Below are 24,563 nucleotides of genomic sequence, written 5' to 3'. Positions count from 1 at the left end.
CCATGGATCGACTGCTCACCGTTGACCAAGTTGCCGAACTGCTCGGCACCACCGTCCGGTTCCCCCGGCGACTGATAGAGGAACGCCGGATCGAGTACGTCAAGGTCGGTCGACACGTCCGCATCCCCGAACGGGCGGTCGTGGCCTACATCGAGGCCAACACGGTTGCGCCGTCCGTCCGACGACAGCTGCGGAGCGTGGCCTGATGGCGGGCAAGAAGCGGTCGTTCGGCCGCGTACGAAAGCTGGCGTCCGGCCGGTATCAGGCTCGCTACCTCGGGCTCGATGGCATCGACCGCCCGGCCCCGCACACCTTCCGCACGAAGCGCGAGGCGGATGACTGGCTGGCCGACAAGCAATCCGAGCTGCGGGCGGGGGACTGGACCGATCCCGACGCGGCCAAGGTGTCCTTCGGCGTGTACGCCGCGACGTGGATCACCGAGCGGGGCATCAGCCTTTCGACGGCCGACCTCTACCGGTCGCTCCTGCGGAATCACCTCGTGCCGACGTTCGGCAGTGCTGCGCTGGCCGACATCACCCCGGCCATGGTCCGGGCCTGGCGAGTCGCACGATTGGACGCGGGCGCCGGCGCTTCTTCAGTCGCCAAGTCGTACGCGCTGCTGCGGGCCGTGCTGATGACCGCTGTCGAGGACCGGCTGATCAGGCGGAACCCCTGCCGGGTCAAGGGCGCGAGCGTCGCTCCCACTCCTGAGCGACCCACGGCAACGGTCCAGGAGGTCTATGCCGTCGCGAGGGCGATACAGCCCCGGTACCGGGCACTCGTCCTTCTGGCGGCGTTCACGGGGCTCCGCTGGGGCGAGCTGATCGGCCTGCACCGCCGTGATCTCGACCTCGATGCCGGTACCTTACGCGTTCGCCGGAACGTCGCCGAACTGCACAGCGGCAAGCGCATGTTGAAGGAGCCCAAGAGCGCTGCGGGCAAGCGCACCGTTGCGATCCCGGAAGTGATCGTGACCGACCTGATCACGCACCTGGCGATCTATGCCGAGGCGGGCCCTGACGGACGCGTATTCATCGGGGCCAAGAAGGCGACGCCGCGCCGGAACCACTTCAACAAGGTGTGGCGCAAGGCGTGTGGCCAGGCCGGGATCAAGGGCTTGCACTTCCATGATCTCCGCCACACGGGAAACACCCTCGCTGCGGCGACCGGCGCCAGTACGCGCGAACTGATGACCAGGATGGGTCACAGCACCGCCCGCGCCGCACTGGTCTACCAGCACGCCACGGCTGAGCGAGAGCGCCTGATCGGCCAGGCCGTGAGCGCGGTCGTCGAGCAGGCTCGCAAGCAAGATCCCGGCCGGAAGGGGCACGCAGCGGGCACATAGGCCGGATCGAAGATCGGAAACGCATCAGGGCCAGGCAGAGGAACTGACCTCTGACCTGGCCCTGAGCCATCAAGAGCGGGCGACGGGAATCGAACCCGCGTAGCTAGTTTGGAAGACTAGGGCTCTACCATTGAGCTACGCCCGCGAGGACCGCGCCACAGGTCGTGAAGGCTGCGGCACGAAGAGCATCGTAGCGGGTCTCCGCCCTTCGTCGCACACCGCATTGTGTGCGTCGTGGGTCGGCGTCGTGTGCGCGCTGACAAAGGGACCTGACCACTGCCTGTGGGCATGTACCCTACGTGTCGCACCGACGGGGTGTGGCGCAGCTTGGTAGCGCGTCCGCTTTGGGAGCGGAAGGCCGTGGGTTCAAATCCCGCCACCCCGACCAACGAGTCACGATCACACCCGCACCAAGATCGCATTGTGGGGCTCATCCTGCTTGCGGTTACTATGCAATCTGTGTGCCCGTGTGTCTGACGAGTGTCTGAAGAGCCGGGCACGATCCGCTGAGCCGCCACCGGAGTCACTGTCGTAGTGAGCCGTCGTGGTGGGCCCAGCAGAACCCCAGTATTCAGCCACCAAGGAGACCGAACCGTGAAGAGCGCCGTGGAGACCCTGAACCCGACCCGGGTTCGGCTCACTGTCGAGGTGCCCTTCGAGGAGCTCAAGGACAGCCTCGACGCGGCGTACAAGAAGATCAACCAGCAGGTCACGGTCAAGGGCTTCCGCAAGGGCAAGGTCCCGGCCCGGGTCATCGACCAGCGGTTCGGCCGCGGTGCGGTGCTGGAGGAGGCCGTCAACGACGCGCTTCCGAAGTTCTACACCGAGGCGGTCAACGAGGCGGAGATCAATCCGCTCGGCCAGCCCGAGGTCGACATCACGGAGCTGAAGGACGGCGAGACGCTGAACTTCACCGCCGAGGTCGACGTCCGTCCGGCGATCGAGATCCCGGACTACTCCGGCATCGAGGTCGAGGTCGACGAGATCGAGGTCAGCGACGAGGACGTCGAGAAGTCGGTCGAGCAGCTCCGCACCCGCTTCGCCTCCACCTCCCCGGTCGAGCGCGCCGCCACCGAGGGTGACGTCGTGACGATCGACCTGGAGGCCAAGGTCGACGGCGAGGTCCTCGCGGACGGCGTCGCCGAGGGCGTGCAGTACACGATCGGCTCCGGAGAGCTCCTCGAGGGCATCGACGAGGCCGTCACCGGCCTGGAGGCCGGCGGCGAGGCCACCTTCACCTCGCAGCTGAAGGGCGGCTCCGCCGAGGGCAAGGACGCCGAGGTCTCCGTCAAGGTCACCCAGGTCGCCGCCCGTGAGCTCCCCGAGCTGGACGACGAGTTCGCGCAGATGGCGAGCGAGTTCGACACCCTCGACGAGCTCAAGGCCGACAGCCGCAAGCGCCTCGAGAACATGAAGCAGTACGACCAGGCCACCCAGGCCCAGGAGCGCGTCCTGGAGAAGCTCCTGGAGCTGGTCGAGGTCCCGATCCCCGAGAAGCTCCTCGAGGACGAGATCAACACACGCAAGCACAACCTGGAGCACCACCAGCTCGGCCAGATGGGCCTCGACCTCGCCAAGTACCTGGAGATCCAGGGCAAGACCGAGGAAGAGTTCGTCGCCGAGACCAAGGAGCAGGCGGTCAAGGGCATCAAGACCCAGTTCGTCCTCGACGAGCTGGTCAACAAGGAGAAGCTCAACGTCAGCCAGGAGGAGCTCACCGAGCACCTCATGCGCCGCGCCGCTTCCTCCGGCATGTCCCCCGACCAGTTCGCCCAGGCGGTCGTCGAGGGCGGCCAGGTGCCGATGCTCGTCGGCGAGGTGGCCCGCGGCAAGGCGCTCGCCGTCGTCGTCGAGGCCTCCACGGTCAAGGACACCAAGGGTGAGATCGTCGACATGAGCGACGACGAGGACGAGGCCGAGGAGGCCGCCGAGGGCGCCGCCGCGGCCACCGGCGACGAGGACAAGACCGAGGCCTGAGCCTCGTCGGGTCCCCCGGTCCACCGGGGAGCCCGAGCCCCGCGCTGAACCCGTACGACGGGCCCGGCCGCGCACCGCGCGAGGCCGGGCCCGTCGGCGTACGGGCGCCCCGTCGGCGGGCGTATTCGTACTGGCGCGCGCCCCCTAGCTTGCGCTCCGAGCGAACAGTTCGGGAACCGGGATGGCGCCCGCCCACCAGCGCGTTAGGGTCCATGAGTACGAGGGCGGGGGATTACCCGCCCGGGAGTACCCGCCAGCGGGGATTTCCCGCCCCCAGGTTCCAGAACGCTGAGACGGCCACAGCCGTCAGAGACGAGCAGGTGGATTACGTGACGATTCTGATGCCTAACGCCGCCGGTGAGCCGTCCATCGGTGGAGGCCTCGGCGACCAGGTCTACAGCCGGCTGCTCGGCGAGCGCATCATCTTCCTGGGCCAGCAGGTCGACGACGACATTGCCAACAAGATCACTGCGCAGCTCCTTCTCCTGGCCGCAGATCCGGAGAAGGACATCTACCTCTACATCAACAGCCCCGGTGGCTCGGTGACGGCCGGCATGGCCATCTACGACACCATGCAGTACATCCCGAACGACGTCGTCACCATCGGCATGGGCATGGCCGCCTCCATGGGCCAGTTCCTGCTCACCGGCGGCGCCACGGGCAAGCGCTTCGCACTGCCGCACACCGACATCCTGATGCACCAGGGCTCGGCCGGTATCGGCGGTACGGCCTCGGACATCAAGATCCAGGCCGAGTACCTTCTGCGCACCAAGCAGCGCATGGCCGAGATCACCGCCCGCCACTCCGGCCAGACCGTCGAGACGATCATCCGCGACGGCGACCGCGACCGCTGGTTCACGGCCGAGGAGGCCAAGGACTACGGGCTCATCGACGAGATCATCTCCGCCGCCTCGGGCGTTCCGGGCGGCGGCGGCACCGGCGCCTGAGTCCGGCAGCCGGGGGCCCGAGCCCCCGGACCGGACCGGCACCCCGCCCGCCCCTCAGCCCCAGCCCACTGAACGCCACCAGGATGGTGAACACGACCATGAACCAGTTCCCCGCAGTCTCCGCGAGCGGCCTCTACACCGGCCCGCAGGTGGACAACCGCTACGTCGTCCCCCGCTTCGTCGAGCGCACCTCCCAGGGCGTGCGCGAGTACGACCCGTACGCGAAGCTCTTCGAGGAGCGCGTGATCTTCCTCGGCGTGCAGATCGACGACGCCTCCGCCAACGACGTCATGGCGCAGCTGCTGTGCCTGGAGTCGATGGACCCGGACCGCGACATCTCGATCTACATCAACAGCCCCGGTGGTTCCTTCACCGCGCTGACCGCCATCTACGACACGATGCAGTTCGTGAAGCCGGACATCCAGACGGTCTGCATGGGCCAGGCGGCCTCCGCCGCGGCCGTCCTGCTGGCCGCCGGCACCCCCGGCAAGCGGATGGCCCTGCCGCACGCCCGTGTCCTGATCCACCAGCCGTCCTCGCAGACCGGACGTGAGCAGCTCTCCGACCTGGAGATCGCCGCCAACGAGATCCTGCGCATGCGTGTGCAGCTCGAGGAGATGCTGGCCAAGCACTCCTCCACGCCGATCGAGAAGGTCCGTGAGGACATCGAGCGCGACAAGATCCTGACGGCCGAGGACGCCCTGGCGTACGGCCTGGTCGACCAGATCGTGTCGACCCGTAAGAGCACGGCCGCTGCGGCCGCCTGACGCTCGACCTGCCCTTGGCGCGGTACACGTCAATGTGAACCGCGCCAAGGGGGGCCCGAACGAGGGGCCCGGCAAGGTACCGTCGGATATGAGGCACCAGGAGCCGCTGAACCAAGCGCTCCACGGCGAAGGGGAAGCACCTCGTGGCACGCATCGGTGATGGCGGCGATCTGCTCAAGTGCTCATTCTGCGGAAAGAGCCAGAAGCAGGTGAAGAAGCTCATCGCAGGCCCCGGGGTATACATCTGCGACGAGTGCATCGACCTCTGCAACGAGATCATCGAGGAGGAGCTCGCAGAGACCTCCGAGGTGCGGTGGGAGGAACTCCCCAAGCCGCGCGAGATCTACGAGTTCCTCGAGGGGTACGTCGTCGGGCAGGAGCCCGCGAAGAAGGCCCTCTCGGTCGCGGTGTACAACCACTACAAGCGCGTCCAGGCGGGTGAGAACGGCCAGGGCGGGCGGGACGACGCGATCGAACTCGCCAAGTCCAACATCCTGTTGCTGGGCCCTACGGGCTCGGGCAAGACGCTTCTCGCCCAGACCCTGGCCCGGATGCTCAACGTTCCGTTCGCCATCGCGGACGCCACGGCGCTCACCGAGGCCGGGTACGTGGGCGAGGACGTCGAGAACATCCTGCTGAAGCTGATCCAGGCGGCCGACTACGACGTCAAGAAGGCCGAGACCGGGATCATCTACATCGACGAGATCGACAAGGTCGCCCGTAAGAGCGAAAACCCGTCGATCACCCGGGATGTCTCGGGCGAGGGCGTCCAGCAGGCGCTGCTGAAGATCCTGGAGGGCACGACGGCCTCCGTCCCGCCGCAGGGCGGCCGGAAGCACCCCCACCAGGAGTTCATCCAGATCGACACGACCAACGTGCTCTTCATCGTGGGCGGCGCCTTCGCCGGCCTGGAGAAGATCATCGAGTCGCGTGCGGGCGCCAAGGGCATCGGCTTCGGCGCCACGATCCGCTCCAAGCGGGAGATCGACGCGAGCGACCAGTTCCAGGAGGTCATGCCGGAGGACCTGGTGAAGTTCGGGATGATCCCCGAGTTCATCGGCCGTCTGCCCGTCATCACCTCGGTCCACAACCTGGACCGCGAGGCCCTGCTGAAGATCCTGGTCGAGCCGCGCAACGCCCTGGTGAAGCAGTACCAGCGCCTCTTCGAACTCGACGGCGTGGAGCTGGACTTCGACCGCCCGGCCCTGGAGGCCATCGCCGACCAGGCGATCCTGCGCGGCACGGGCGCGCGTGGGCTCAGGGCCATCATGGAAGAGGTCCTGATGTCGGTGATGTACGAGGTGCCGTCCCGCAAGGACGTGGCCCGCGTCGTCATCACGGCGGACGTGGTCCACAACAACGTGAACCCGACGCTGGTGCCGCGGATCGTGAAGAACGACGGCCGCCACGAGAAGTCCGCGTAACCACAGGCAACATGAGGGCGCCCGGCCGGTTCGGTGAACCGGCCGGGCGCCCTTGTACGTTGTCCGCTCCGAGGCTCAGACCTTGGTGCGCGAGGTGTCGTAGAGCTTGGCCGTGAGGGACGCGACCTCGTCCTGGGGCACTGCCTTGCCACCGGTGCCCAGGAACTGGGCCAGGTCGATGACGTTCACGCCGGCGATGGTGCTGTAATCGGCCCAGGCGCACATGGGCACCTCGAACGTCTTGGCCCCGAGGCCCGACGAAGCGTCGCCGGTGGGCGTGAACTTGGCGCTCTGGCACTTCATGATGGCGCCGTCGAAGCCCTCCGGCTTCACCGTGGAAGGCTCGCCCACGAGTTCGACCTTGACGTCTTCCGAGTCCGAGCCGTCCTCCTTGTCACCCTCCTCCAGCTTCTTGAACCAGCCGTCGAGTGCCTTCTCGGGATCGGAGATGTCGCCCCACAGGCCCGTCAGGCTCAGGGCCTTGCCCTTCATCGGCTCGCTCGGGTCACCGGCCTTGTAGGAGGCGCCGGCCTGCTGCGGGTTCTTGATACCGAGCAGGGTCTCGACCTCCTTCTTGTCCTTCTCGGAGAGCTTTTCGGGGCTGTCCTTGTCCTTCTTGTACTCACCGACGGAAGCCGCCGGGGTGAGCTTGTAACCCTTGGTGTCCGCCGCGACCGACGAACCGCCGCCCCCCGCCGTGAACCACCAGACGCCGCCGCCGATCACCGCGACCGCCACGACCACGGCGCCGATGATCAGGCCCGTCTTCTTGCCGCCGCCCTGGGCCGGCGGCGGGGGCGGGTACGCGCCCGGGCCCGCGCCGTACGGGGGCTGGGGCGGCTGGCCGTACGGGCCGGGCTGCTGCTGGGGGTAGCCGTAGCCCTGCTGCTGGGGCGGGACGCCCTGCGGAGCCTGCTGCGGGTAGCCGTAACCGGGCTGGGGCGCCTGCGGCTGCTGGCCGTAAGGACCCGGCTGGCCGTACGGGCCGGGCTGCTGGGGCTGACCGCCGTACGGGCCCGGCTGGTTGTAGCTCATTCCTGGGTTCCCCTCCAGATACTTATGCTGTCCGAACATCCTGGCGGAAACCGCGCGGTGCCGTGGAGCCGGGGCCCACACCGTTACGGAACATTCCCGTTTCAGAACGGGCCCGTGACACCTCTAAACTGTGGCCCGTGACCGAGAACACTCAGCATCAGCCAGCCAGCACCCCCGAACTGCCGACCCAGTACGCGCCGGCCGAGGTAGAGGGGAAGCTGTACGAGCGCTGGGTAGAGCGCGGTTACTTCGAGGCCGACGCGAAGAGCGAGAAGCCTCCGTACACGATCGTCATCCCGCCGCCGAACGTCACGGGCAGCCTCCACCTGGGCCATGCCTTCGAGCACACGCTGATCGACGCCCTCATCCGCCGCAAGCGGATGCAGGGCTACGAGACGCTGTGGCAGCCCGGCATGGACCACGCCGGCATCGCCACGCAGAACGTCGTCGAGCGCGAGCTGGCGAAGGAGGGCAAGTCCCGCCACGACCTGGGCCGTGAGGCGTTCGTCGAGCGCGTCTGGCAGTGGAAGAGCGAGTCCGGCGGCCAGATCTCCGGGCAGATGAAGCGCCTGGGCGACGGTGTCGCCTGGTCGCGTGAGCGCTTCACCATGGACGAGGGCCTGTCCAAGGCCGTCCAGACCATCTTCAAGAAGCTCTACGACGACGAGCTGATCTACCGCGCCGAGCGGATCATCAACTGGTGTCCGCGCTGTCTGACGGCCATCTCGGACATCGAGGTCGAGTACCAGGACGACGACGGCGAGCTCGTCTCGATCCGGTACGGGGAGGGCGACGACTCCATCGTCGTCGCGACGACCCGCGCCGAGACGATGCTGGGCGACACGGCCGTCGCCGTCCACCCCGAGGACGAGCGCTACAAGCACCTCGTCGGACGCGAGATCGAGCTGCCGCTGACCGGCCGCCGTATCGCCGTCGTCGCCGACGAGCACGTCGACCCGGAGTTCGGCACCGGCGCCGTCAAGGTGACGCCCGCGCACGACCCGAACGACTTCGAGATCGGCCAGCGGCACGGTCTGCCGAACCTCGCCGTCATGGACGAGCGCGCCGTCATCACCGCACACGGCCCCTTCCAGGGCCTGGACCGCCTGGAGGCCCGTTCCGCCATCGTCGCCGCGCTGCGCGCCGAGGGCCGGATCGTCGCCGAGAAGCGTCCGTACACCCATTCGGTCGGTCACTGCTCGCGCTGCAAGACCACCATCGAGCCGCGGTTGTCCATGCAGTGGTGGGTCAAGGTCGGCCCGCTGGCGCAGGCCGCGGGTGACGCGGTCCGCGACGGCAGGGTCACGATCCATCCGCAGGAGATGGAGAAGCGGTACTTCGACTGGGTCGACAACCTGCACGACTGGTGCATCTCGCGCCAGCTGTGGTGGGGCCACCGCATCCCGGTCTGGTACGGCCCGGACGGCGAGGTCGTCTGCGTCGGCCCCGACGAGCAGCCGCCGTCCGGCGAGGGCTGGACCCAGGACACCGACGTCCTCGACACCTGGTTCTCCTCCGGCCTGTGGCCGTTCTCCACGCTGGGCTGGCCCGAGCAGACCGAGAGCCTCGCGAAGTTCTATCCGAACTCCGTCCTGCTCACCGGCTACGACATCCTCTTCTTCTGGGTCGCGCGGATGATGATGTTCGGCCTGTACGCGATGGACGGCACCCCGCCGTTCCACACCATCGCGCTGCACGGCATGGTCCGCGACCAGTTCGGCAAGAAGATGTCGAAGTCCTTCGGCAACGCGGTCAACCCGCTGGACTGGATGGACAAGTACGGCTCCGACGCGCTGCGCTTCACCCTGGTGCGCGGTGCCAACCCGGGCGTCGACGTCCCGATCGGCGAGGACTGGGTCCAGGGCTCGCGCAACTTCGCGAACAAGATCTGGAACGCGACGCGCTTCGCGCTCATGAACGGCGCGACGGTCGAGGGCCCGATGCCGTCGCCCGAGCAGATGTCGGCGACCGACCGCTGGATCCTGTCGCGGCTGAACTCGGTGGTCGCCGAGGTCGACGCGTACTACGAGGACTACCAGTTCGCGAAGCTGTCCGACACGCTGTTCCACTTCGCCTGGGACGAGGTCTTCGACTGGTACGTCGAGCTGTCCAAGACCACGTTCATGGGCGGCGGCGAGCCGGCGAAGGTCTCCGCCCGGGTCCTCGGCGAGGTCCTCGACGTCACGCTGAGGCTGCTGCACCCGGTCGTCCCGTTCGTCACCGAGACGCTGTGGACCACGCTCACGGGTGGCGAGTCGGTCGTCATCGCCGAGTGGCCGACCGACTCCGGCTTCCGTGACGCCGGCGCCGAGCAGGAGATCGAGCTGGTCCAGCGGGTAGTCACCGAGGTCCGCCGGTTCCGTTCCGACCAGGGGCTCCAGCCCGGTCAGAAGGTCCCGGCCCGGCTGACGCTCACCGGCACCGCGCTGGCGCCGCACGAGGGCGCGATCCGGCAGCTGCTGCGGCTGCAGCCGGAGGGTGACTCGTTCCACGCGACGGCGACGCTGCCGGTCGCGGGCGCCGAGGTCGCGCTGGACCTCTCCGGTGCGATCGACGTGGACGCGGAGCGCAAGCGGCTCGCGAAGGACCTCGCGGCGGCCGAGAAGGAGAAGGCGCAGGCCACGGCCAAGCTTGGCAACGAGGCGTTCCTGGCGAAGGCCCCGGACAATGTCGTCGACAAGATCCGCGGCCGCCTCGCCAAGGCGGACGAGGACATCGAGCGCATCGCCGCCCAGCTGGCGAGCCTGCCGCAGGGCTAGGCCGGATCCGTCCTTGCAGAGGTCCGGGGTCCCGGGGCTGAGCCCCCGGGACCCCGGACCTCTTGCGTGCTGCGTCCGACCGGTCGGGCTCCGCGGGCTGCCGCGCGGGTGCGGGGTCCGGTGGACCTTGGATGATGGAGGGCGTGCCGCACACGCCCGCCACCCTCGCGCTGCGCCGCGCCGTCGCCGCGGTGCGGAGGTACGCGGACCGCGCGGCGGTGTCGTCGCGCGCCGTCGACGCCGTGACGGCGTTGAGCTGTTTCGCGCTGATGCTGCTCGACGTCCCCGGGGTCGCGGAGGCGGACAACTCACTGGGCCGGGTGAGCGCGACCACCGTTCTGGCGGCGGGGGCGGCGACGCTGCTGCTGCGGCGCCGGCTGCCATGGGCGCCGTACCTGGTCGGGCTGGCCTTCCTGGGCTGGCTGCACGAGCTGACGCTGATCCAGTTCGCGCTGTACTCGCTGGGACGCTTCCGGGGCCGCGCCGCGGGCATCGTGGGCACGCTGGGATATGTGGCACTCGCGTACACCCTGTTCAGCACGCCCCTGTGGCCGTCCCACCGGGGTGACTCGCTGAGCGACTTCCTGAGCCTCGTCGTACCCATCGGGGTGCTCGCGTCGGGCGTCGGGATCGCCGCGCACCGGCAGGACCTGCTGAGGGAGCTGGACGCGCGGCAGGCCGAGGCGGCGGCGCTCCAGGCCGTGCAGCAGGAGCGCACCTCGGTGGCCCGGGACGTGCACGACCTGGTGGGCAGGGAGCTGACGGTGCTCGCGGTGCGCGCCGAGGTGCTGGCGTCCCGGGCGCGGGGCGAGCGGCACGGCGCGGACTTCGAGGAGCTGGCGGACACGGCGCGGCGGGCCCATCACACACTGAACGAGATCATCGTGCGGCGGGCCGACGAGCGGAACGCGACGCCCGGTCTCGAAGGGCTGCGGGCGCTCGCGGAGGAGGGCGCGCGGATCGGCAGTCCGGTGGAGCTGACGATCGCCGACGAGGCCCGGGGCATCTCGCCGCTGCGGCAGACGGCGGTGTACCGGGTGGTGCAGGAGTGTCTGACGAACGCCGCGAAGCACGCGCCGGGGGAGACGGTGAGCGTGCGGATCGGTGTGGAGGGACCCCGGCTGCGGATCGAGGTGCGCAATCCGCTGGGGGACGAGGACCCGGACCGGGAGCCCGTGTCCAGCGGTACGGGCACGCTCTCGATGCGGGAGCGGGTGGAGAGCATGGGCGGCACGCTGACGGCCGGCCCGCGGGACGGCGCGTACCACGTACGGGCGTTGCTCCCTGCCGGGCTCTGATCCGGCGCGGCTCCCACGGGGCTCCGGCGGTCTCCCGCGGCGGTGCGGCCGGGTCTCGGTCCGGCTTGTCGGCGGCGCTCCGTAAACTGGCATGGTGAGTGACCAGCAGCCAGAGCCCTTCGACGAGCGCGACGACGAGTTCGAAGCGATCGTCGACGCCGAGACCGACCGTGACCCCGATCTGGCGGTGATCGAGGCCGGGAGCCGTACGCTGCGCACCCAGGCCGGATCGCCCCTCGGCGAGCAGGTGCCGAGCCGGCCCGCCGACCCGGAGGTGGACAAGGCACTCCGCGAGGTCGAGCAGGAGCTCGCCGGCCGCTGGGGCGAGACGAAGCTGGAGCCGTCCGTCAGCCGGATCGCCGCCCTGATGGACGTGCTGGGCGAGCCCCAGCGTGCCTATCCGTCCATCCACATCACCGGCACCAACGGCAAGACGTCCACGGCCCGCATGATCGAGGCGCTGCTCGGCGCCTTCGAGCTGCGCACCGGTCGGTACACCTCGCCCCACGTCCAGTCGATCACCGAGCGGATCAGCCTGGACGGCGCCCCCATCGACGCCGAGCGCTTCATCGAGACGTACCAGGACGTCAAGCCGTACGTGGAGATGGTCGACGCCGCCCAGGAGTTCCGGCTCTCCTTCTTCGAGGTGCTCACGGGCATGGCGTACGCCGCGTTCGCCGACGCGCCCGTGGACGTGGCCGTGGTCGAGGTCGGCATGGGCGGCAGCTGGGACGCGACCAACGTGATCGACGGCTCGGTGGCCGTGATCACCCCGATCGACCTGGACCACACGGACCGGCTCGGCACCACGCCCGCCGAGATCGCGGGCGAGAAGGCCGGCGTCATCAAGCAGGGCGCGACGGTGATCCTCGCGCAGCAGCCGGTGGACGCGGCGCAGGTGATGCTGAAGAAGGCCGTCGAGGTGGACGCGACGGTGGCCCGTGAGGGCATGGAGTTCGGTGTCGGCTCGCGGGAGGTCGCGGTCGGCGGCCAGCTGCTGACGCTGCGCGGACTCGGCGGGGAGTACGAAGGGATCTTCCTTCCGCTGTACGGCGCCCACCAGGCGCACAACGCGGCGGTGGCCCTGGCCGCGGTGGAGGCCTTCTTCGGGATCGGCGCGCAGCACGCGCGGACGCTGGACCTGGAGACGGTGCGTACCGCGTTCGCGTCCGTCGTGTCCCCGGGCCGGCTGGAGGTCGTGCGCCGCAGCCCGACCGTCGTCCTGGACGCCGCGCACAACCCGGCGGGAGCGCGGGCGGCCGCCGAGGGCATCACGGAGGCGTTCGGGTTCTCGCGGCTCGTCGGTGTGGTGGGCGCGAGTGCCGACAAGGACGTGAAGGCCCTTCTCGAAGCCTTCGAGCCGATCTTCACGGAGATCGTCGTCACGCAGAACTCCAGCCATCGCGCGATGGACGCCGATGAGCTGGCCGCGATCGCCGTGGAGGTCTTCGGCGACGACGAGCGGGTGGTCGTCGAGCCGCGGCTCGACGACGCGCTGGAGGCGGCGATCACGCTCGCCGAGGAGGAGGCGGAGTACTCGGGCGCGGGCGTCCTGGTGACCGGCTCCGTGATCACGGTCGGCGAGGCCCGGCTGCTGCTGGGGAGGGGCTGAATCCCATGCGTACGCTCTGTGCGTCCACACTGATCGGCGAGTTCTTCGTGATCGGTTTCGCCGGACTGGTGGCGATGAAGGATCCCGGTCTGTCGTCGGCCACGGTCTGGACCGTGAGCGGTGTCGCGATGCTGCTGTCGGTCCTGCTGTGCGGGATGATCACCCGCCCCGGCGGGGTGCAGCTCGGCTGGGCCCTGCAGTTCGGCCTGATCGCCAGCGGTTTCGTGGTGCCCACGATGTTCTTCCTCGGCGCGGTCTTCGCGGGCCTGTGGTGGGCGTCGGTCCACTACGGCCGCAAGGTCGACGAGGCGAAGGCGCGCTGGGCGGCGCAGCAGGCCGAGGGGGGTCCCGCAGAGCCTGACGCTGCGTGACAGACGACTCGGGACGCCCTGTAGCCTCTGGGACCAGTACGACCCGCTTTTCCTCCACGCTTTCCCCACCCCATGTTCTCGGGACCGGTCCTGAGAACGTGTCCCGAGACCCGCACTCGAAGGAGCCCCGCACGTGAGCCAGCGCACGCTCGTCCTGCTCAAGCCCGACGCCGTACGCCGCGGCCTGATCGGCGAGATCATCGGCCGTATCGAGCGCAAGGCCGGCTGGCAGATCACCGCTCTGGAGCTGCGCGAGCTGGACCAGGACACCCTGGAGCAGCACTACGGCGAGCACAAGGGCAAGCCCTTCTACGAGCCGCTCGTCGGCTTCATGGCCTCCGGTCCCGTCGTCGCCCTGGTCGTCGAGGGCGAGCGCGTCATCGAGGGAGTGCGCGCCCTGGCCGGCCCGACCGACCCGATCGCCGCGGCCCCCGGCTCCATCCGCGGCGACTACGGCACGATCGTCCGGGAGAACCTGATCCACGCCTCGGACTCCGAGGAGTCCGCGGCCCGTGAGCTGAAGATTTTCTTCCCCGGTCTTTCCTGATCGGCCATCAGCCATACAGCGCTCGGACCCTGGGGCGACCGAAGGAATTTCGGTCGCCCTTCGGCATACGTGTCGCGATATCGGGAACGCATCGCTCCGACTCGTCGTCACCCTTACCGAGGCGGGGCCCAGCGCGCGGAGTCCGTGCAGGCAGCACTACGATGAAAGCCTTCACGCCACAGCACCTGCGCAGCACCCTCCTCGCCGACCTAATAAGCCATCAAAGCTCGATTTGGGAAGGCCCGACGCATCCTCATGGGACACAAGGGGAACTCTATGTCGTTCATCGGCCGTGACATGGCTGTCGACCTCGGGACCGCCAACACGCTGGTGTACGTCAGGGGTCGGGGGATCGTCCTCAACGAGCCGTCCGTGGTCGCCATCAACACCAACACCGGCGGCATCCTCGCGGTGGGTGCCGAGGCCAAGAAGATGATCGGCCGTACCCCCGGCAACATCGTGGCGGTCCGCCCGCTGAAGGACGGCGTCATCGCCGACTTCGAGATCACCGAGCGGATGCTCCGCTACTTCATCCTCAAGATCCACAAGCGTCGCTGGGCGGCCCGCCCGCGCATCGTCGTGTGTGTGCCCTCCGGTATCACCGGGGTCGAGCGCCGCGCGGTCATCGAGGCATCCACCCAGGCCGGCGCGCGCCAGGTGCACATCATCGAGGAGCCGATGGCGGCCGCCATCGGAGCCGGCCTCCCGGTCCACGAGGCCACCGGCAACATGGTGGTGGACATCGGCGGCGGCACCACCGAGGTCGCCGTCATCTCCCTCGGAGGAATCGTCACGGCACAGTCGATCCGGGTCGCCGGCGACGAGCTGGACAACGCGATCATCCAGCACATCAAGAAGGAGTACAGCCTCCTCCTCGGTGAGCGGACCGCCGAGAACATCAAGCTCACCATCGGTTCGGCGTACGCGCTGGACAAGGAGGAGCACACCGAGATCCGCGGCCGCGACCTGGTCTCGGGCCTGCCGAAGACCGTCGTCGTCTCCGCCGCCGAGGTCCGCAAGGCCATCGAGGAGCCGGTCAACGCGATCGTCGACGCCGTGAAGACCACCCTCGACAAGTGCCCGCCGGAGCTGTCCGGTGACGTCATGGACCGGGGCATCGTCCTCACGGGCGGTGGCGCTCTGCTGCGCGGCCTCGACGAGCGGCTGCGCCGTGAGACCGGTATGCCCATCCACATCGCCGAGGACCCGCTGGACTCGGTGGCGCTCGGTTCGGGCAAGTGCGTCGAGGAGTTCGAGGCGCTCCAGCAGGTGCTGGACGCCCAGCCCCGCCGATAGCGCAGGGGTCGGCATCGGCCGTCCGGGTCACCCCGCCCCGTACGGCCGAACGTTGATATAACGGCACAAAGCAACGCAACAACAGGCAACAACACGCACCACAGAGCACGGCATTCACATTCCGACGAGGAAGGCACGGCCGCCGCACGTGAGGGACACGAAAGAGAGCCGGCTGCTCCTGGTCCTGCTGGTCGCCATCGCGTTCGCACTGATCACGGTGGACATCCGCGGAGGCGAGGAGTCACCGGTCGACGGCGCCCGGCAGGCCGCCGCCGCCGTCTTCGGACCGGTCGAGAACGGTGTCGCGGCCGCGGTGGACCCGGTCGGCAACGCCATAGGGGCGGTGCGTGACTCGGGCGAGCGCCACGACCGTATCGCCGTCCTGGAGCGGGAGAACGCGGCCCTCAAGGCGAGACTCGGCAGCGACGACCGCAACCGCAGCCGGCTCCGTCAGCTCGACGGCATGCTCAAGAAGGCGGCGACCGGCCAGTACGGAATCAAGGGTGCCGAGGTCATCGGGATAGGAGCCGCCCAGGGCTTCTCCTGGACGGTGACCATCGACGCCGGTTCCCGTGACGGCATCCAGCGCGACATGACCGTCCTCAACGGTGACGGCCTGGTCGGCCGCGTCACCACCGTCGGCCCGGGCACCTCGACCGTGCTTCTCGCCAACGACCCCGACTTCACGGTCGGTACACGCATGGAGCGGACCGACGAGCTGGGCTTCGCCACCGGTCAGGGCGACCGGCCGCTGTCCGTGCAGCTCCTCAACGGCAAGGCCAAGGTGCGCAAGGGCGACCGGCTGGTCACCTTCGGCTCGCAGGGCGACAAGCCGTTCGTGCCCGGGGTGCCGGTCGGCGAGGTCGTCCGGGTCGACCCCGCGGGCGGCGCCCTCACGCGGAACATCTACGTCCGTCCGTACGCCGCCTTCACCAAGCTGGACATCGTCGGCGTCGTCGTCCAGGCGCCCCGTACGGACCCGCGCGACACGGTCCTGCCGGCGAAGCCGAAGCCGACGCCCACGCCCACGGTGACCGTCACGGTCACCCCGTCGGCGAACGGCGAAGGCCAGGCTCAGGGCGAGGACCAGACCGGGGATCAGACCCGGGACCAGACGCAGGACCAGACCCGGGACCAGGCCCAGGGCGGGGATCAGGCGCAGGACCAGGATCAGGATCAGAATCAGGGCCAGGGCGATCCCCAGGCCACCAGCACCGCCGCCGTCACCGGCCGCGACGACGAGTAGCAGGAGGAGCTGAACCCATGCGCTTCAACCGGATGCTGCTCTCCACCACGCTCGTCGTGGTCGCCCTCGTCATCCAGGTCACCGTCCTCGCCCGCCTCCAGCTCCCCGGAGCCGTACCCGATCTGCTGCTCCTCACCGTGCTGGCGCTCGCACTCGTGTACGGGCACACCAGCGGCGCCCTCATCGGCTTCGGCGCGGGACTGCTCGCCGACCTCGCCCCGCCCGCCGACCACGCCGCCGGCCGCTACGCCCTGGTGCTGTGCGTCATCGGCTATCTCGCCGGACTCGCCAAGCCCGAGAACGGCCGGCTGACGTCCGCGACCGGCCCGATGGTCGTGGTCGTCGCGGCGGCCATCGGCTCGACCCTGCTGTACGCGGGCGTCGGCGCCCTCGTCGGGGACACCGCCGCCCGCCATGTCGGCCTCGGCTCGCTGCTGTTCACCGCCGCCGTCTACGACCTGCTGCTCGCGCCGTTCACCGTGCCGCTGATCATGGCGCTCGCGAGACGGGCCGAGAACGATCCGCTCGCCGAGTCCCAGGGCGGCGGCACCGATGTCTCCAGCGGCTGGGCATCGACCGGCACCGGACTGCGCATCGGCCGCCAGCGCGGCGGGCTGCGGATCAAGGCGGCAAGGACGCGGGCCACCCGCGCCGGCCGCATCAGGGGAGTCAAGCGACTGTGACCGAGGGGGTATCGGCAGCGTGAGCAACATTCCCGAGACCGGGCGGACTCCCCGCGTCCAGATCCGGCTCATCGTCATCCAGGTCCTGGTCTTCTCCCTCTTCGCCACGCTCGGCGGACGTCTGTGGTATCTCCAGATCCGCAACGGCGACGAGTACACCGACGAGGCGAAGAGCAACCACGTACAGCAGGTCGTCCAGCCCGCCGTGCGCGGCTCGATCCTGGACGCCCGCGGCGTCCCGCTCGCCGACAACGAGACCCGGCTCGTCGTCTCCGCGTCCCGCACCGAGCTGATGAAGATGAAGGACGACGGCAAGGGCGTCCTCACCCGGCTCGCCGCCGTCCTCGGCATGAAGCCGAAGGACGTCACGGACAAGGTCCGGCTCTGCGACTCCAAGACCCCGCAGCCCTGCTGGAACGGCTCGCCGTACCAGCCGATCCCGGTCACCGACGAGGCCACCACCCAGCAGGCCCTGAAGATCCGCGAGAGCGCCGAGGACTTCCCCGGCATCACCGCGGAGCCCACCGCCGTGCGCCGCTACGCCGCTCCCGGCAAGGCCAACACCTCGCAGGTCCTCGGCTATCTCTCGCCCGTCACGGACGAGGAGATCGAGAAGGCCAAGGACACGGACTCGCCGTTCCTACGCTCCGACCAGGTCGGCCGCTCCGGACTCGAGCGCACGTACGACAAGGACCTGCGCGGCAAGGCCGGCGTCACCCGCTACGAAGTGGACAACCTCGGCCGGGTCATCGGCCTGGCCCAGGCCGACAAGGCCGAGCCCGGCGCCAACGTCGTCACCTCCATCGACGCCCGCGTGCAGGCGGTCGCCGAGTGGGAGCTCAACAACGCGATGAAGGAAGCCCGCAAGGTCTTCGACGACAACACCAACACCAACTACAAGGCCGACTCGGGCGCCGTCGTCGTCATGGAGGCGAAGACCGGGCGTGTCGTCGCCATGGCCTCCCAGCCCACGTACGACCCGAACGCCTGGGTCGGCGGCATCTCCGCCAAGGACTACGCGCGGCTCACCGGCAAGAAGTCCAACTTCCCGCTGCTGAACCGGGCCATCCAGGGACAGGCCGCCCCCGGCTCCATCTTCAAGGTCGTCCCCACCACCGCCGCGGTCAACGCCGGATACGACTTCAAGGGCCGCTACCCCTGCCCCAGCTCGTACTCCATCGGCAACCAGGTCTTCAAGAACTTCGAGTCCCAGGGCCACGGCAGCATCACCCTCGGCCAGGCCCTCGAGGTCTCCTGCGACACCGTCTACTACGCCCTCGCCCACCAGCAGTGGCGCAAGGACGGCGGCCTCAAGCCGAAGAAGAACGCGGCCGACTGGTTCTACCGCACCGCCCACCAGTTCGGCCTCGGCGCCGAGACCGGCATCGACCTGCCCAACGAGGTCACCGGCCGCATCCCGGACCGCCGCTGGAAGCAGAAGTTCTGGGAGGCGAACAAGGACTACTGGTGCAAGATCGGCAAGAAGGGCGGCGACTACATCCAGCAGCTCTCCTACGAGAACTGCCTCGAAGGCAATCTGATGCGCGCCGGTGACTCGGTCAACTACTCCATCGGCCAGGGCGACACGCTCGTCACCCCGATCCAGATGGCCACCATCTACGCGGCCATCTCCAACGGCGGCACGCTCTACAACCCGACCGTCGGCAAGGCCGTCATCGGCGCGGACGGCAAGAGCGTCCGCGAGATCAAGCCGAAGTCGCACGGCAAGCTGCCGATGAACGCCAAGACGCGCGAGCTGATGAACGAGGCGCTCGCCGGAGTCGCCACCCGCGGTACCGCCGCCTGGCGATTCGGCGGCTGGCCGCAGGACAAGATCCCCATGCACGCCAAGACCGGTACGGCCGAGGTCCACGGCAAGCAGACGACCTCGTGGTTCGCCACGTACACCAAGGACTACTCGATCGTCATGACGATCTCCCAGGGTGGTACGGGCTCCGGCGCGTCCGGCCCCGCGGTGCGCAACATCTACAACGCGCTCTACGGACTGGACATGGAAGGCAAGCAGGACCTGAAGAAGGCCCTGCTGCCGGAGCCGGAGAAGGCGCTGCCGAAGATCCAGCCCGACGGCTCCATCGACGCGCCTCAGATCACGCCGTACGAGCCGGTGAAGCCGGAGCCGGAAGAGGACAAGACCCTCGCGGGCCCGCCCGCCGCCACGGGGCGGAGGGACTGACACATGGCAGGACCTCATGGCTTCTCGGTCTCGCGGTACGCACCCGAGCGCGGCGCCCTCGCGAAGCTCTTCGCCCGCGACTCGATGGTGCGCCGGCTGGACTGGCCGATGCTGGGCTCGGCGATCGCGCTGTCGCTCATCGGCTCACTGCTCGTCTGGTCCGCGACCCGCAACCGCACCGAGCTCAACCACGGCGATCCGTACTACTTCTTCTTCCGTCACCTCCTCAACACCGGCATCGGCTTCGCCCTGATGGTGGGCACCGTCTGGCTCGGGCACCGCACGCTGCGCGGCGCCGTACCCGTGCTGTACGGCATCTCCGTCGTGCTGGTGTCGCTGGTGCTCACCCCGCTCGGCGCGACCATCAACGGCGCCCACGCCTGGATCGTCATCGGCGGCGGATTCTCGCTCCAGCCCTCCGAGTTCGTGAAGATCACGATCATCCTGGGCATGGCGATGCTGCTGGCCTCCCAGGTCGACGCGGGCGACCACGCCCATCCGGACCACGGCACCGTCGCGAAGTCGCTCGGCCTGGCGGCCCTGCCGATGGCGATCGTCATGCTGATGCCGGACCTCGGCTCGGTCATGGTGATGGTGGTGATCGTGCTGGGCGTACTGCTCGCCTCCGGCGCCTCCAACCGCTGGATCTTCGGGCTGATCGGAGCGGGCGTCGGCGGCGCCGTACTGGTCACGGCGCTCGGACTGCTCGACGAGTACCAGCTCAACCGCTTCGCCGCGTTCGCCAACCCCGAACTCGATCCGGCCGGCGTCGGCTACAACACCAACCAGGCGCGTATCGCGATCGGCTCCGGCGGTCTGCTCGGCACCGGACTGTTCAAGGGATCCCAGACCACCGGCCAGTTCGTGCCCGAACAGCAGACCGACTTCGTCTTCACCGTCGCCGGTGAGGAACTCGGCTTCGTCGGAGCGGGCCTCATCCTCTTCCTGCTGGGCGTCGTGCTGTGGCGCGCCTGCCGCATCGCCCGTGAGACGACCGAGCTGTACGGCACGATCGTCGCCGCCGGGATCATCGCCTGGTTCGCGTTCCAGTCGTTCGAGAACGTCGGCATGACCCTCGGCATCATGCCGGTCGCCGGGCTGCCACTGCCGTTCGTGTCGTACGGCGGCTCGTCGATGTTCGCGGTGTGGGTGGCGGTCGGACTGCTCCAGTCGATCAAGGTGCAGCGGCCGATGTCGGCCTGAGCCGGCTCCGGCGGACTGACGTACGGCCGCCGGGGCGACTAGATTCGGTTCATGGCGGACACGAAGCGAGAGATCGAGCGGAAGTACGAAGCCACCACCGACACGAAGGTGCCCGACCTGACCCGCGTGGCCGGGGTCACGGACGTCGTCGCCGAAGGCGTGACGGAGCTGGACGCCGTCTACTACGACACCACCGACCTGCGTCTCGCCGCCGACAGCATCACGCTGCGGCGGCGCACCGGCGGCGACGACGAGGGCTGGCACCTGAAGTTCCCGGTCTCCACCGGCATCCGGGACGAGATCCAGGCCCCTCTCGGCGACACCCTGCCCCGCACCCTCGCCGGCCTCGTCCGCTCCCGCGTCCGCGACGCCTCGCTCGTCCCCGTCGTCCGGCTGTGGTCGTCCCGGGACGTGAGCCATCTCGTCGACGACAGCGGCGAACTCCTCGCCGAACTGTCCGTCGACTCCGTACGGGCGGAACGGCTGACACCGGGCGGCCGTACGGCGGAGTGGACCGAGATCGAGGTCGAACTCGCCGACGACGCCGACCCCGCCCTGCTCGACGCGGTCGGCAAACGCCTCCGCAAGGCGGGCATCAGCCCCTCGTCGTCCTCGTCGAAACTCGCACGGGCGCTCGAGGAGACGACGCCCGAGTACCCGGCACCCGGAGCGGCCGCGGCAGCGGCCGCCGGGAAGGACGGCAAGCGCGGGAAGCGGGCGGCGACCGACGGGTCCGTGGAGACCGCCGACGGGCCGGCCCGCCCGGGCCGTGACACCGGGCCCGACGCGGAACAGGGCTCCTCGCGGTACGCCGACGCCTTCGGGCACCCCGGCGGCGAGCGCGCCCCGAAGGCGCCGGAGGCCGCGAAGGGCGTCAAGTCCCGCGGTGCACGGCCCCGGAGCGAGGACGCGGGCGCGCACGTCCTCGCCTATCTGCGCGAGCAGCGGGACGCCATCGTCGCCCTCGACCCCGCCGTACGGCGCGACCTGCCCGACGCCGTGCACCAGATGCGCGTCGCGACCCGCCGGATGCGCAGCGCCTTCAAGACGTTCCGGAAGATCATCGACCGGCAGGTCACCGACCCGCTCGGCGACGAGCTGAAGTGGCTGGCCGGGGAGCTGGGCGTCGCACGCGACCAGGAGGTGCTCGCCGAGCGGCTGCGCGGCCGCATCGACGACCTGCCGAGGCCGGTGATCCTCGGCCCGGTCCGCAGCCGGCTGCGGATCTGGGCCACCGCGCACCGGGCCGACGCACGGCGCCGCTCCGTCGCCGTGCTCGACACCAAGCGCTATCTCGCGCTCCTCGACGCCCTCGACGCGCTCCTCGACGAGCCGCCGCTGCTGGGTGCCGCCACCGCGAAGCCCGTCGACACCCTGCCCAAGGCCGTGATCAAGGACTACGGCCGTCTCGCGGGACGCGTCGGGCACGCGCTCGGCCTCCCCGCCGGCCATGACCGCGACCTCGCCATGCACGAGGCCCGCAAGGCCGCCAAGCGCGCCCGCTACGCGGCGGAGGCCGTCACCCCCGCCCTCGGCAAGCCCGCCAAGAAGTTCGCCAAGCGCATGAAGGCCGTCCAGACGGTCCTCGGCGACCACCAGGACAGCGTCGTCGCCCGCGACACCCTGCGGGACATCGGGATCCAGGCCCATGCCGCGGGGGAGACCGCGTTCACCTGGGGACTGCTGTTCGGGCACGAGGAGGCATCGGCCGCCGAGCGCGAGCGTGAACTGCCGGGAGTCTGGGCCGAGGCCGCCGACCCCCGGCTGCGCGCCGCGCTCGCCGGCTGACCGCCGTCCGCCCCTCTCCAGGGCGGGCGGGGGGTGCCTTCCGATCGGGTTACGCTTGAGAGTCGCTCCCTGCCCGCCCACAAAGGTTCCTGATGTCTGCCGAGTCGGTCTTCCCACAGCTCGAAGCTCTGCTCCCGCATGTGCAGAAGCCCATCCAGTACGTCGGTGGTGAGCTGAATTCCACGGTCAAGCCGTGGGAGAGCTGCGACGTGCGCTGGGCGCTCATGTACCCGGACGCCTACGAGGTAGGACTGCCCAACCAGGGCGTCATGATCCTCTACGAGGTACTGAACGAACGCGAGGGCGTGCTCGCCGAGCGTACGTACAGCGTCTGGCCGGACCTCGAGGCGCTCATGCGCGAGCACGACGTCCCGCAGTTCACCGTCGACAGCCACCGCCCGGTCAAGGCCTTCGACGTCCTCGGCCTGAGCTTCTCCACCGAGCTCGGCTACACGAACATGCTCACGGCTCTCGACCTCTCCGGCATCCCGCTGGAGGCCAAGGACCGCACGATCGACGACCCGATCGTCCTCGCGGGCGGCCACGCCGCGTTCAACCCCGAGCCGATCGCGGACTTCATCGACTGCGCGGTCATCGGCGACGGCGAGCAGGCCGTCCTGGAGATCACCGAGATCATCCGGGCCTGGAAGGCGGAGGGCCGCCCCGGCGGCCGCGAGGAGCTGCTGTTCCGCCTCGCGAAGACCGGCGGCGTGTACGTCCCGGGCTTCTACGACGTCGAGTACCTCCCCGACGGCCGCATCGGCCGGGTCGTCCCGAACAAGTCGGGCGTGCCGTGGCGGGTGTCCAAGCACACCGTCATGGACCTCGACGAGTGGCCGTACCCCAAGCAGCCCCTCGTGCCGCTGGCCGAGACCGTCCACGAGCGGATGTCCGTGGAGATCTTCCGCGGCTGCACCCGCGGCTGCCGCTTCTGCCAGGCCGGCATGATCACGCGCCCCGTGCGGGAGCGGAGCATCACCGGCATCGGCGACATGGTCGAGAAGGGCCTCAAGGCGACCGGCTTCGAGGAGGTCGGCCTGCTGTCGCTGTCCTCCGCGGACCACAGCGAGATCGGCGACATCGCCAAGGGCCTCGCCGACCGCTACGAGGAGGACAAGATCGGTCTGTCCCTCCCCTCCACCCGCGTGGACGCCTTCAACGTCGACCTGGCCAACGAGCTGACCCGCAACGGCCGCCGCTCGGGCCTCACCTTCGCCCCCGAGGGCGGCTCCGAGCGCATGCGCAAGGTCATCAACAAGATGGTCTCGGAGGAGGACCTGATCCGCACGGTCTCCACCGCGTACGGCAACGGCTGGCGCCAGGTGAAGCTGTACTTCATGTGCGGCCTGCCCACCGAGACCGACGACGACGTCCTCCAGATCGCCGACATGGCGACCAAGGTGATCCAGAAGGGCCGCGAGGTCTCCGGCGCGAACGACATCCGCTGCACGGTCTCCATCGGCGGCTTCGTGCCCAAGCCCCACACGCCGTTCCAGTGGGCCCCGCAGCTCTCCGCCGAGGGGACGGACGCCCGTCTGGAGAAGCTCCGCGACAAGATCCGCGGCGACAAGAAGTACGGCCGCTCCATCGGCTTCCGCTACCACGACGGCAAGCCGGGCATCGTCGAGGGCCTCCTCTCGCGCGGTGACCGCCGCACCGGCGCCGTCATCCGCGCCGTCTACGAGGACGGCGGCCGCTTCGACGGCTGGCGCGAGCACTTCTCGTACGACCGCTGGATGGCGTGCGCGGAGAAGACGCTGCCCGAGTTCGGCATCGACGTCGACTGGTACACGACCCGTGAGCGTACGTACGAGGAGGTCCTGCCCTGGGACCACCTGGACTCCGGCCTCGACAAGGACTGGCTCTGGGAGGACTGGCAGGACTCGCTCGACGAGACCGAGGTCGAGGACTGCCGCTGGACGCCGTGCTTCGACTGTGGCGTCTGCCCTCAGATGGACACCCACATCCAGATCGGCCCGACGGGCAAGAAGCTCCTGCCGCTGACGGTCGTCAACAAGTAGGACGCCGGACGACACGCACCGCGCAACGCCATCGGCCCTGTCGCACGACA

The 24,563-nt window shown here is 69.3% G+C and carries 19 protein-coding genes and 2 tRNA genes; 19 read left to right on the top strand and 2 right to left on the bottom strand.

Annotation, left to right across the window (positions count from 1 at the left end; translation table 11 throughout):
- Positions 1 to 2: 2 nt before the first annotated feature.
- Both OG766_RS11745 and OG766_RS11740 read left to right on the top strand, forming a co-directional pair.
- The gene (locus OG766_RS11745) at positions 3 to 206 is read left to right on the top strand and encodes an excisionase family DNA-binding protein (protein WP_328725243.1); all 204 of its coding nucleotides are present in this window, start codon (positions 3 to 5) and stop codon (positions 204 to 206) included.
- The gene (locus OG766_RS11740; protein WP_328725242.1) at positions 206 to 1,345 is read left to right on the top strand and encodes a tyrosine-type recombinase/integrase; all 1,140 of its coding nucleotides are present in this window, start codon (positions 206 to 208) and stop codon (positions 1,343 to 1,345) included. The genes OG766_RS11745 and OG766_RS11740 overlap by 1 nt, the downstream gene beginning before the upstream one ends.
- Positions 1,346 to 1,419: 74 nt before the next feature.
- On the opposite strand, the gene OG766_RS11735 is transcribed toward OG766_RS11740, so the two are convergent.
- A tRNA-Gly gene (locus OG766_RS11735) sits at positions 1,420 to 1,490 on the bottom strand.
- Positions 1,491 to 1,656: 166 nt separating this feature from the next.
- On the opposite strand from OG766_RS11735, the gene OG766_RS11730 reads away from it, so the two are divergent.
- The 5 genes from OG766_RS11730 to clpX all read left to right on the top strand — a co-directional run bounded on the left by OG766_RS11730 (position 1,657) and on the right by clpX (position 6,460).
- Positions 1,657 to 1,733 (top strand) — tRNA-Pro (locus OG766_RS11730).
- Between the two features lie 206 nt (positions 1,734 to 1,939).
- Positions 1,940 to 3,322 carry a trigger factor gene (tig, locus tag OG766_RS11725; protein WP_266374214.1) on the top strand — a complete coding sequence of 461 codons (1,383 nt, stop codon included), beginning with the start codon at positions 1,940 to 1,942 and terminating at the stop codon, positions 3,320 to 3,322.
- 341 nt (positions 3,323 to 3,663) lie between these two features.
- The gene (locus OG766_RS11720) at positions 3,664 to 4,269 is read left to right on the top strand and encodes an ATP-dependent Clp protease proteolytic subunit (RefSeq protein WP_093654246.1); all 606 of its coding nucleotides are present in this window, start codon (positions 3,664 to 3,666) and stop codon (positions 4,267 to 4,269) included.
- A gap of 83 nt (positions 4,270 to 4,352) precedes the next feature.
- Positions 4,353 to 5,036 (top strand): ATP-dependent Clp protease proteolytic subunit, encoded by a 684-nt coding sequence (locus OG766_RS11715; protein WP_323137238.1) that lies wholly within the window; start codon positions 4,353 to 4,355, stop codon positions 5,034 to 5,036.
- Between the two features lie 143 nt (positions 5,037 to 5,179).
- Entirely contained in the window at positions 5,180 to 6,460 is a 1,281-nt protein-coding gene (gene clpX, locus OG766_RS11710) for an ATP-dependent Clp protease ATP-binding subunit ClpX (protein ID WP_266374216.1), read from the top strand.
- Positions 6,461 to 6,535: 75 nt separating this feature from the next.
- Here clpX and OG766_RS11705 read toward each other — a convergent pair whose 3' ends face one another.
- Positions 6,536 to 7,495 carry a hypothetical protein gene (locus OG766_RS11705; RefSeq protein ID WP_266374217.1) on the bottom strand — a complete coding sequence of 320 codons (960 nt, stop codon included), beginning with the start codon at positions 7,493 to 7,495 and terminating at the stop codon, positions 6,536 to 6,538.
- Positions 7,496 to 7,632: 137 nt separating this feature from the next.
- Between OG766_RS11705 and OG766_RS11700 the strand changes: the two genes are divergently transcribed.
- The 12 genes from OG766_RS11700 (at position 7,633) to OG766_RS11645 (ending at position 24,513) form a co-directional block, all read left to right on the top strand.
- The gene (locus OG766_RS11700; RefSeq protein ID WP_328725241.1) at positions 7,633 to 10,254 is read left to right on the top strand and encodes a valine--tRNA ligase; all 2,622 of its coding nucleotides are present in this window, start codon (positions 7,633 to 7,635) and stop codon (positions 10,252 to 10,254) included.
- 134 nt (positions 10,255 to 10,388) lie between these two features.
- Positions 10,389 to 11,552 (top strand): sensor histidine kinase, encoded by a 1,164-nt coding sequence (locus OG766_RS11695; RefSeq protein ID WP_266377987.1) that lies wholly within the window; start codon positions 10,389 to 10,391, stop codon positions 11,550 to 11,552.
- 94 nt (positions 11,553 to 11,646) lie between these two features.
- The gene (folC, locus tag OG766_RS11690) at positions 11,647 to 13,164 is read left to right on the top strand and encodes a bifunctional tetrahydrofolate synthase/dihydrofolate synthase (RefSeq protein WP_328725240.1); all 1,518 of its coding nucleotides are present in this window, start codon (positions 11,647 to 11,649) and stop codon (positions 13,162 to 13,164) included.
- Positions 13,165 to 13,169: 5 nt separating this feature from the next.
- Positions 13,170 to 13,535 carry a DUF4233 domain-containing protein gene (locus OG766_RS11685; RefSeq protein WP_266374220.1) on the top strand — a complete coding sequence of 122 codons (366 nt, stop codon included), beginning with the start codon at positions 13,170 to 13,172 and terminating at the stop codon, positions 13,533 to 13,535.
- 133 nt (positions 13,536 to 13,668) lie between these two features.
- Positions 13,669 to 14,082, top strand: coding sequence for a nucleoside-diphosphate kinase (gene ndk / locus OG766_RS11680; RefSeq protein WP_328725239.1), 414 nt, complete (start codon positions 13,669 to 13,671; stop codon positions 14,080 to 14,082).
- A 276-nt stretch (positions 14,083 to 14,358) separates the two neighbouring features.
- Positions 14,359 to 15,378: a rod shape-determining protein gene (locus tag OG766_RS11675; protein WP_266374222.1), complete on the top strand. Its 1,020-nt coding sequence runs from the start codon at positions 14,359 to 14,361 to the stop codon at positions 15,376 to 15,378.
- Between the two features lie 148 nt (positions 15,379 to 15,526).
- On the top strand, positions 15,527 to 16,624 hold the full coding sequence (mreC, locus tag OG766_RS11670) for a rod shape-determining protein MreC (RefSeq protein WP_328725238.1): 1,098 nt from the start codon (positions 15,527 to 15,529) through the stop codon (positions 16,622 to 16,624).
- Between the two features lie 17 nt (positions 16,625 to 16,641).
- On the top strand, positions 16,642 to 17,307 hold the full coding sequence (mreD, locus tag OG766_RS11665; RefSeq protein WP_266374225.1) for a rod shape-determining protein MreD: 666 nt from the start codon (positions 16,642 to 16,644) through the stop codon (positions 17,305 to 17,307).
- 19 nt (positions 17,308 to 17,326) lie between these two features.
- Positions 17,327 to 19,501: a penicillin-binding protein 2 gene (gene mrdA / locus OG766_RS11660; protein WP_266374226.1), complete on the top strand. Its 2,175-nt coding sequence runs from the start codon at positions 17,327 to 17,329 to the stop codon at positions 19,499 to 19,501.
- A 3-nt stretch (positions 19,502 to 19,504) separates the two neighbouring features.
- Positions 19,505 to 20,704 carry a rod shape-determining protein RodA gene (gene rodA, locus OG766_RS11655; protein WP_266374228.1) on the top strand — a complete coding sequence of 400 codons (1,200 nt, stop codon included), beginning with the start codon at positions 19,505 to 19,507 and terminating at the stop codon, positions 20,702 to 20,704.
- 51 nt (positions 20,705 to 20,755) lie between these two features.
- Positions 20,756 to 22,492, top strand: coding sequence for a CYTH and CHAD domain-containing protein (locus OG766_RS11650; protein WP_266374230.1), 1,737 nt, complete (start codon positions 20,756 to 20,758; stop codon positions 22,490 to 22,492).
- A gap of 92 nt (positions 22,493 to 22,584) precedes the next feature.
- A complete protein-coding gene (locus OG766_RS11645; RefSeq protein ID WP_266374231.1) occupies positions 22,585 to 24,513 on the top strand; it encodes a TIGR03960 family B12-binding radical SAM protein in 1,929 nt (642 codons plus the stop codon).
- The last annotated feature ends 50 nt before the right edge of the window (positions 24,514 to 24,563 follow it).

This window comes from Streptomyces sp. NBC_00259, assembly GCF_036181745.1.
GTDB lineage: Bacteria > Actinomycetota > Actinomycetes > Streptomycetales > Streptomycetaceae > Streptomyces > Streptomyces pratisoli.
This window is presented reverse-complemented; position numbering and strand designations above follow the sequence as displayed.

Coding starts and splice junctions, on each gene's coding strand:
- OG766_RS11745 (WP_328725243.1), top strand. CDS start 3: ATGGATCGACTGCTCACCGTTGACCAAGTTGCCGAACTGCTCGGCACC.
- OG766_RS11740 (WP_328725242.1), top strand. CDS start 206: ATGGCGGGCAAGAAGCGGTCGTTCGGCCGCGTACGAAAGCTGGCGTCC.
- OG766_RS11720 (WP_093654246.1), top strand. CDS start 3,664: ATGCCTAACGCCGCCGGTGAGCCGTCCATCGGTGGAGGCCTCGGCGAC.
- OG766_RS11715 (WP_323137238.1), top strand. CDS start 4,353: ATGGTGAACACGACCATGAACCAGTTCCCCGCAGTCTCCGCGAGCGGC.
- OG766_RS11705 (WP_266374217.1), bottom strand. CDS start 7,495: ATGAGCTACAACCAGCCGGGCCCGTACGGCGGTCAGCCCCAGCAGCCC.
- OG766_RS11695 (WP_266377987.1), top strand. CDS start 10,389: ATGGAGGGCGTGCCGCACACGCCCGCCACCCTCGCGCTGCGCCGCGCC.
- OG766_RS11685 (WP_266374220.1), top strand. CDS start 13,170: ATGCGTACGCTCTGTGCGTCCACACTGATCGGCGAGTTCTTCGTGATC.
- OG766_RS11675 (WP_266374222.1), top strand. CDS start 14,359: ATGTCGTTCATCGGCCGTGACATGGCTGTCGACCTCGGGACCGCCAAC.
- mreD (WP_266374225.1), top strand. CDS start 16,642: ATGCGCTTCAACCGGATGCTGCTCTCCACCACGCTCGTCGTGGTCGCC.
- rodA (WP_266374228.1), top strand. CDS start 19,505: ATGGCAGGACCTCATGGCTTCTCGGTCTCGCGGTACGCACCCGAGCGC.
- OG766_RS11650 (WP_266374230.1), top strand. CDS start 20,756: ATGGCGGACACGAAGCGAGAGATCGAGCGGAAGTACGAAGCCACCACC.
- OG766_RS11645 (WP_266374231.1), top strand. CDS start 22,585: ATGTCTGCCGAGTCGGTCTTCCCACAGCTCGAAGCTCTGCTCCCGCAT.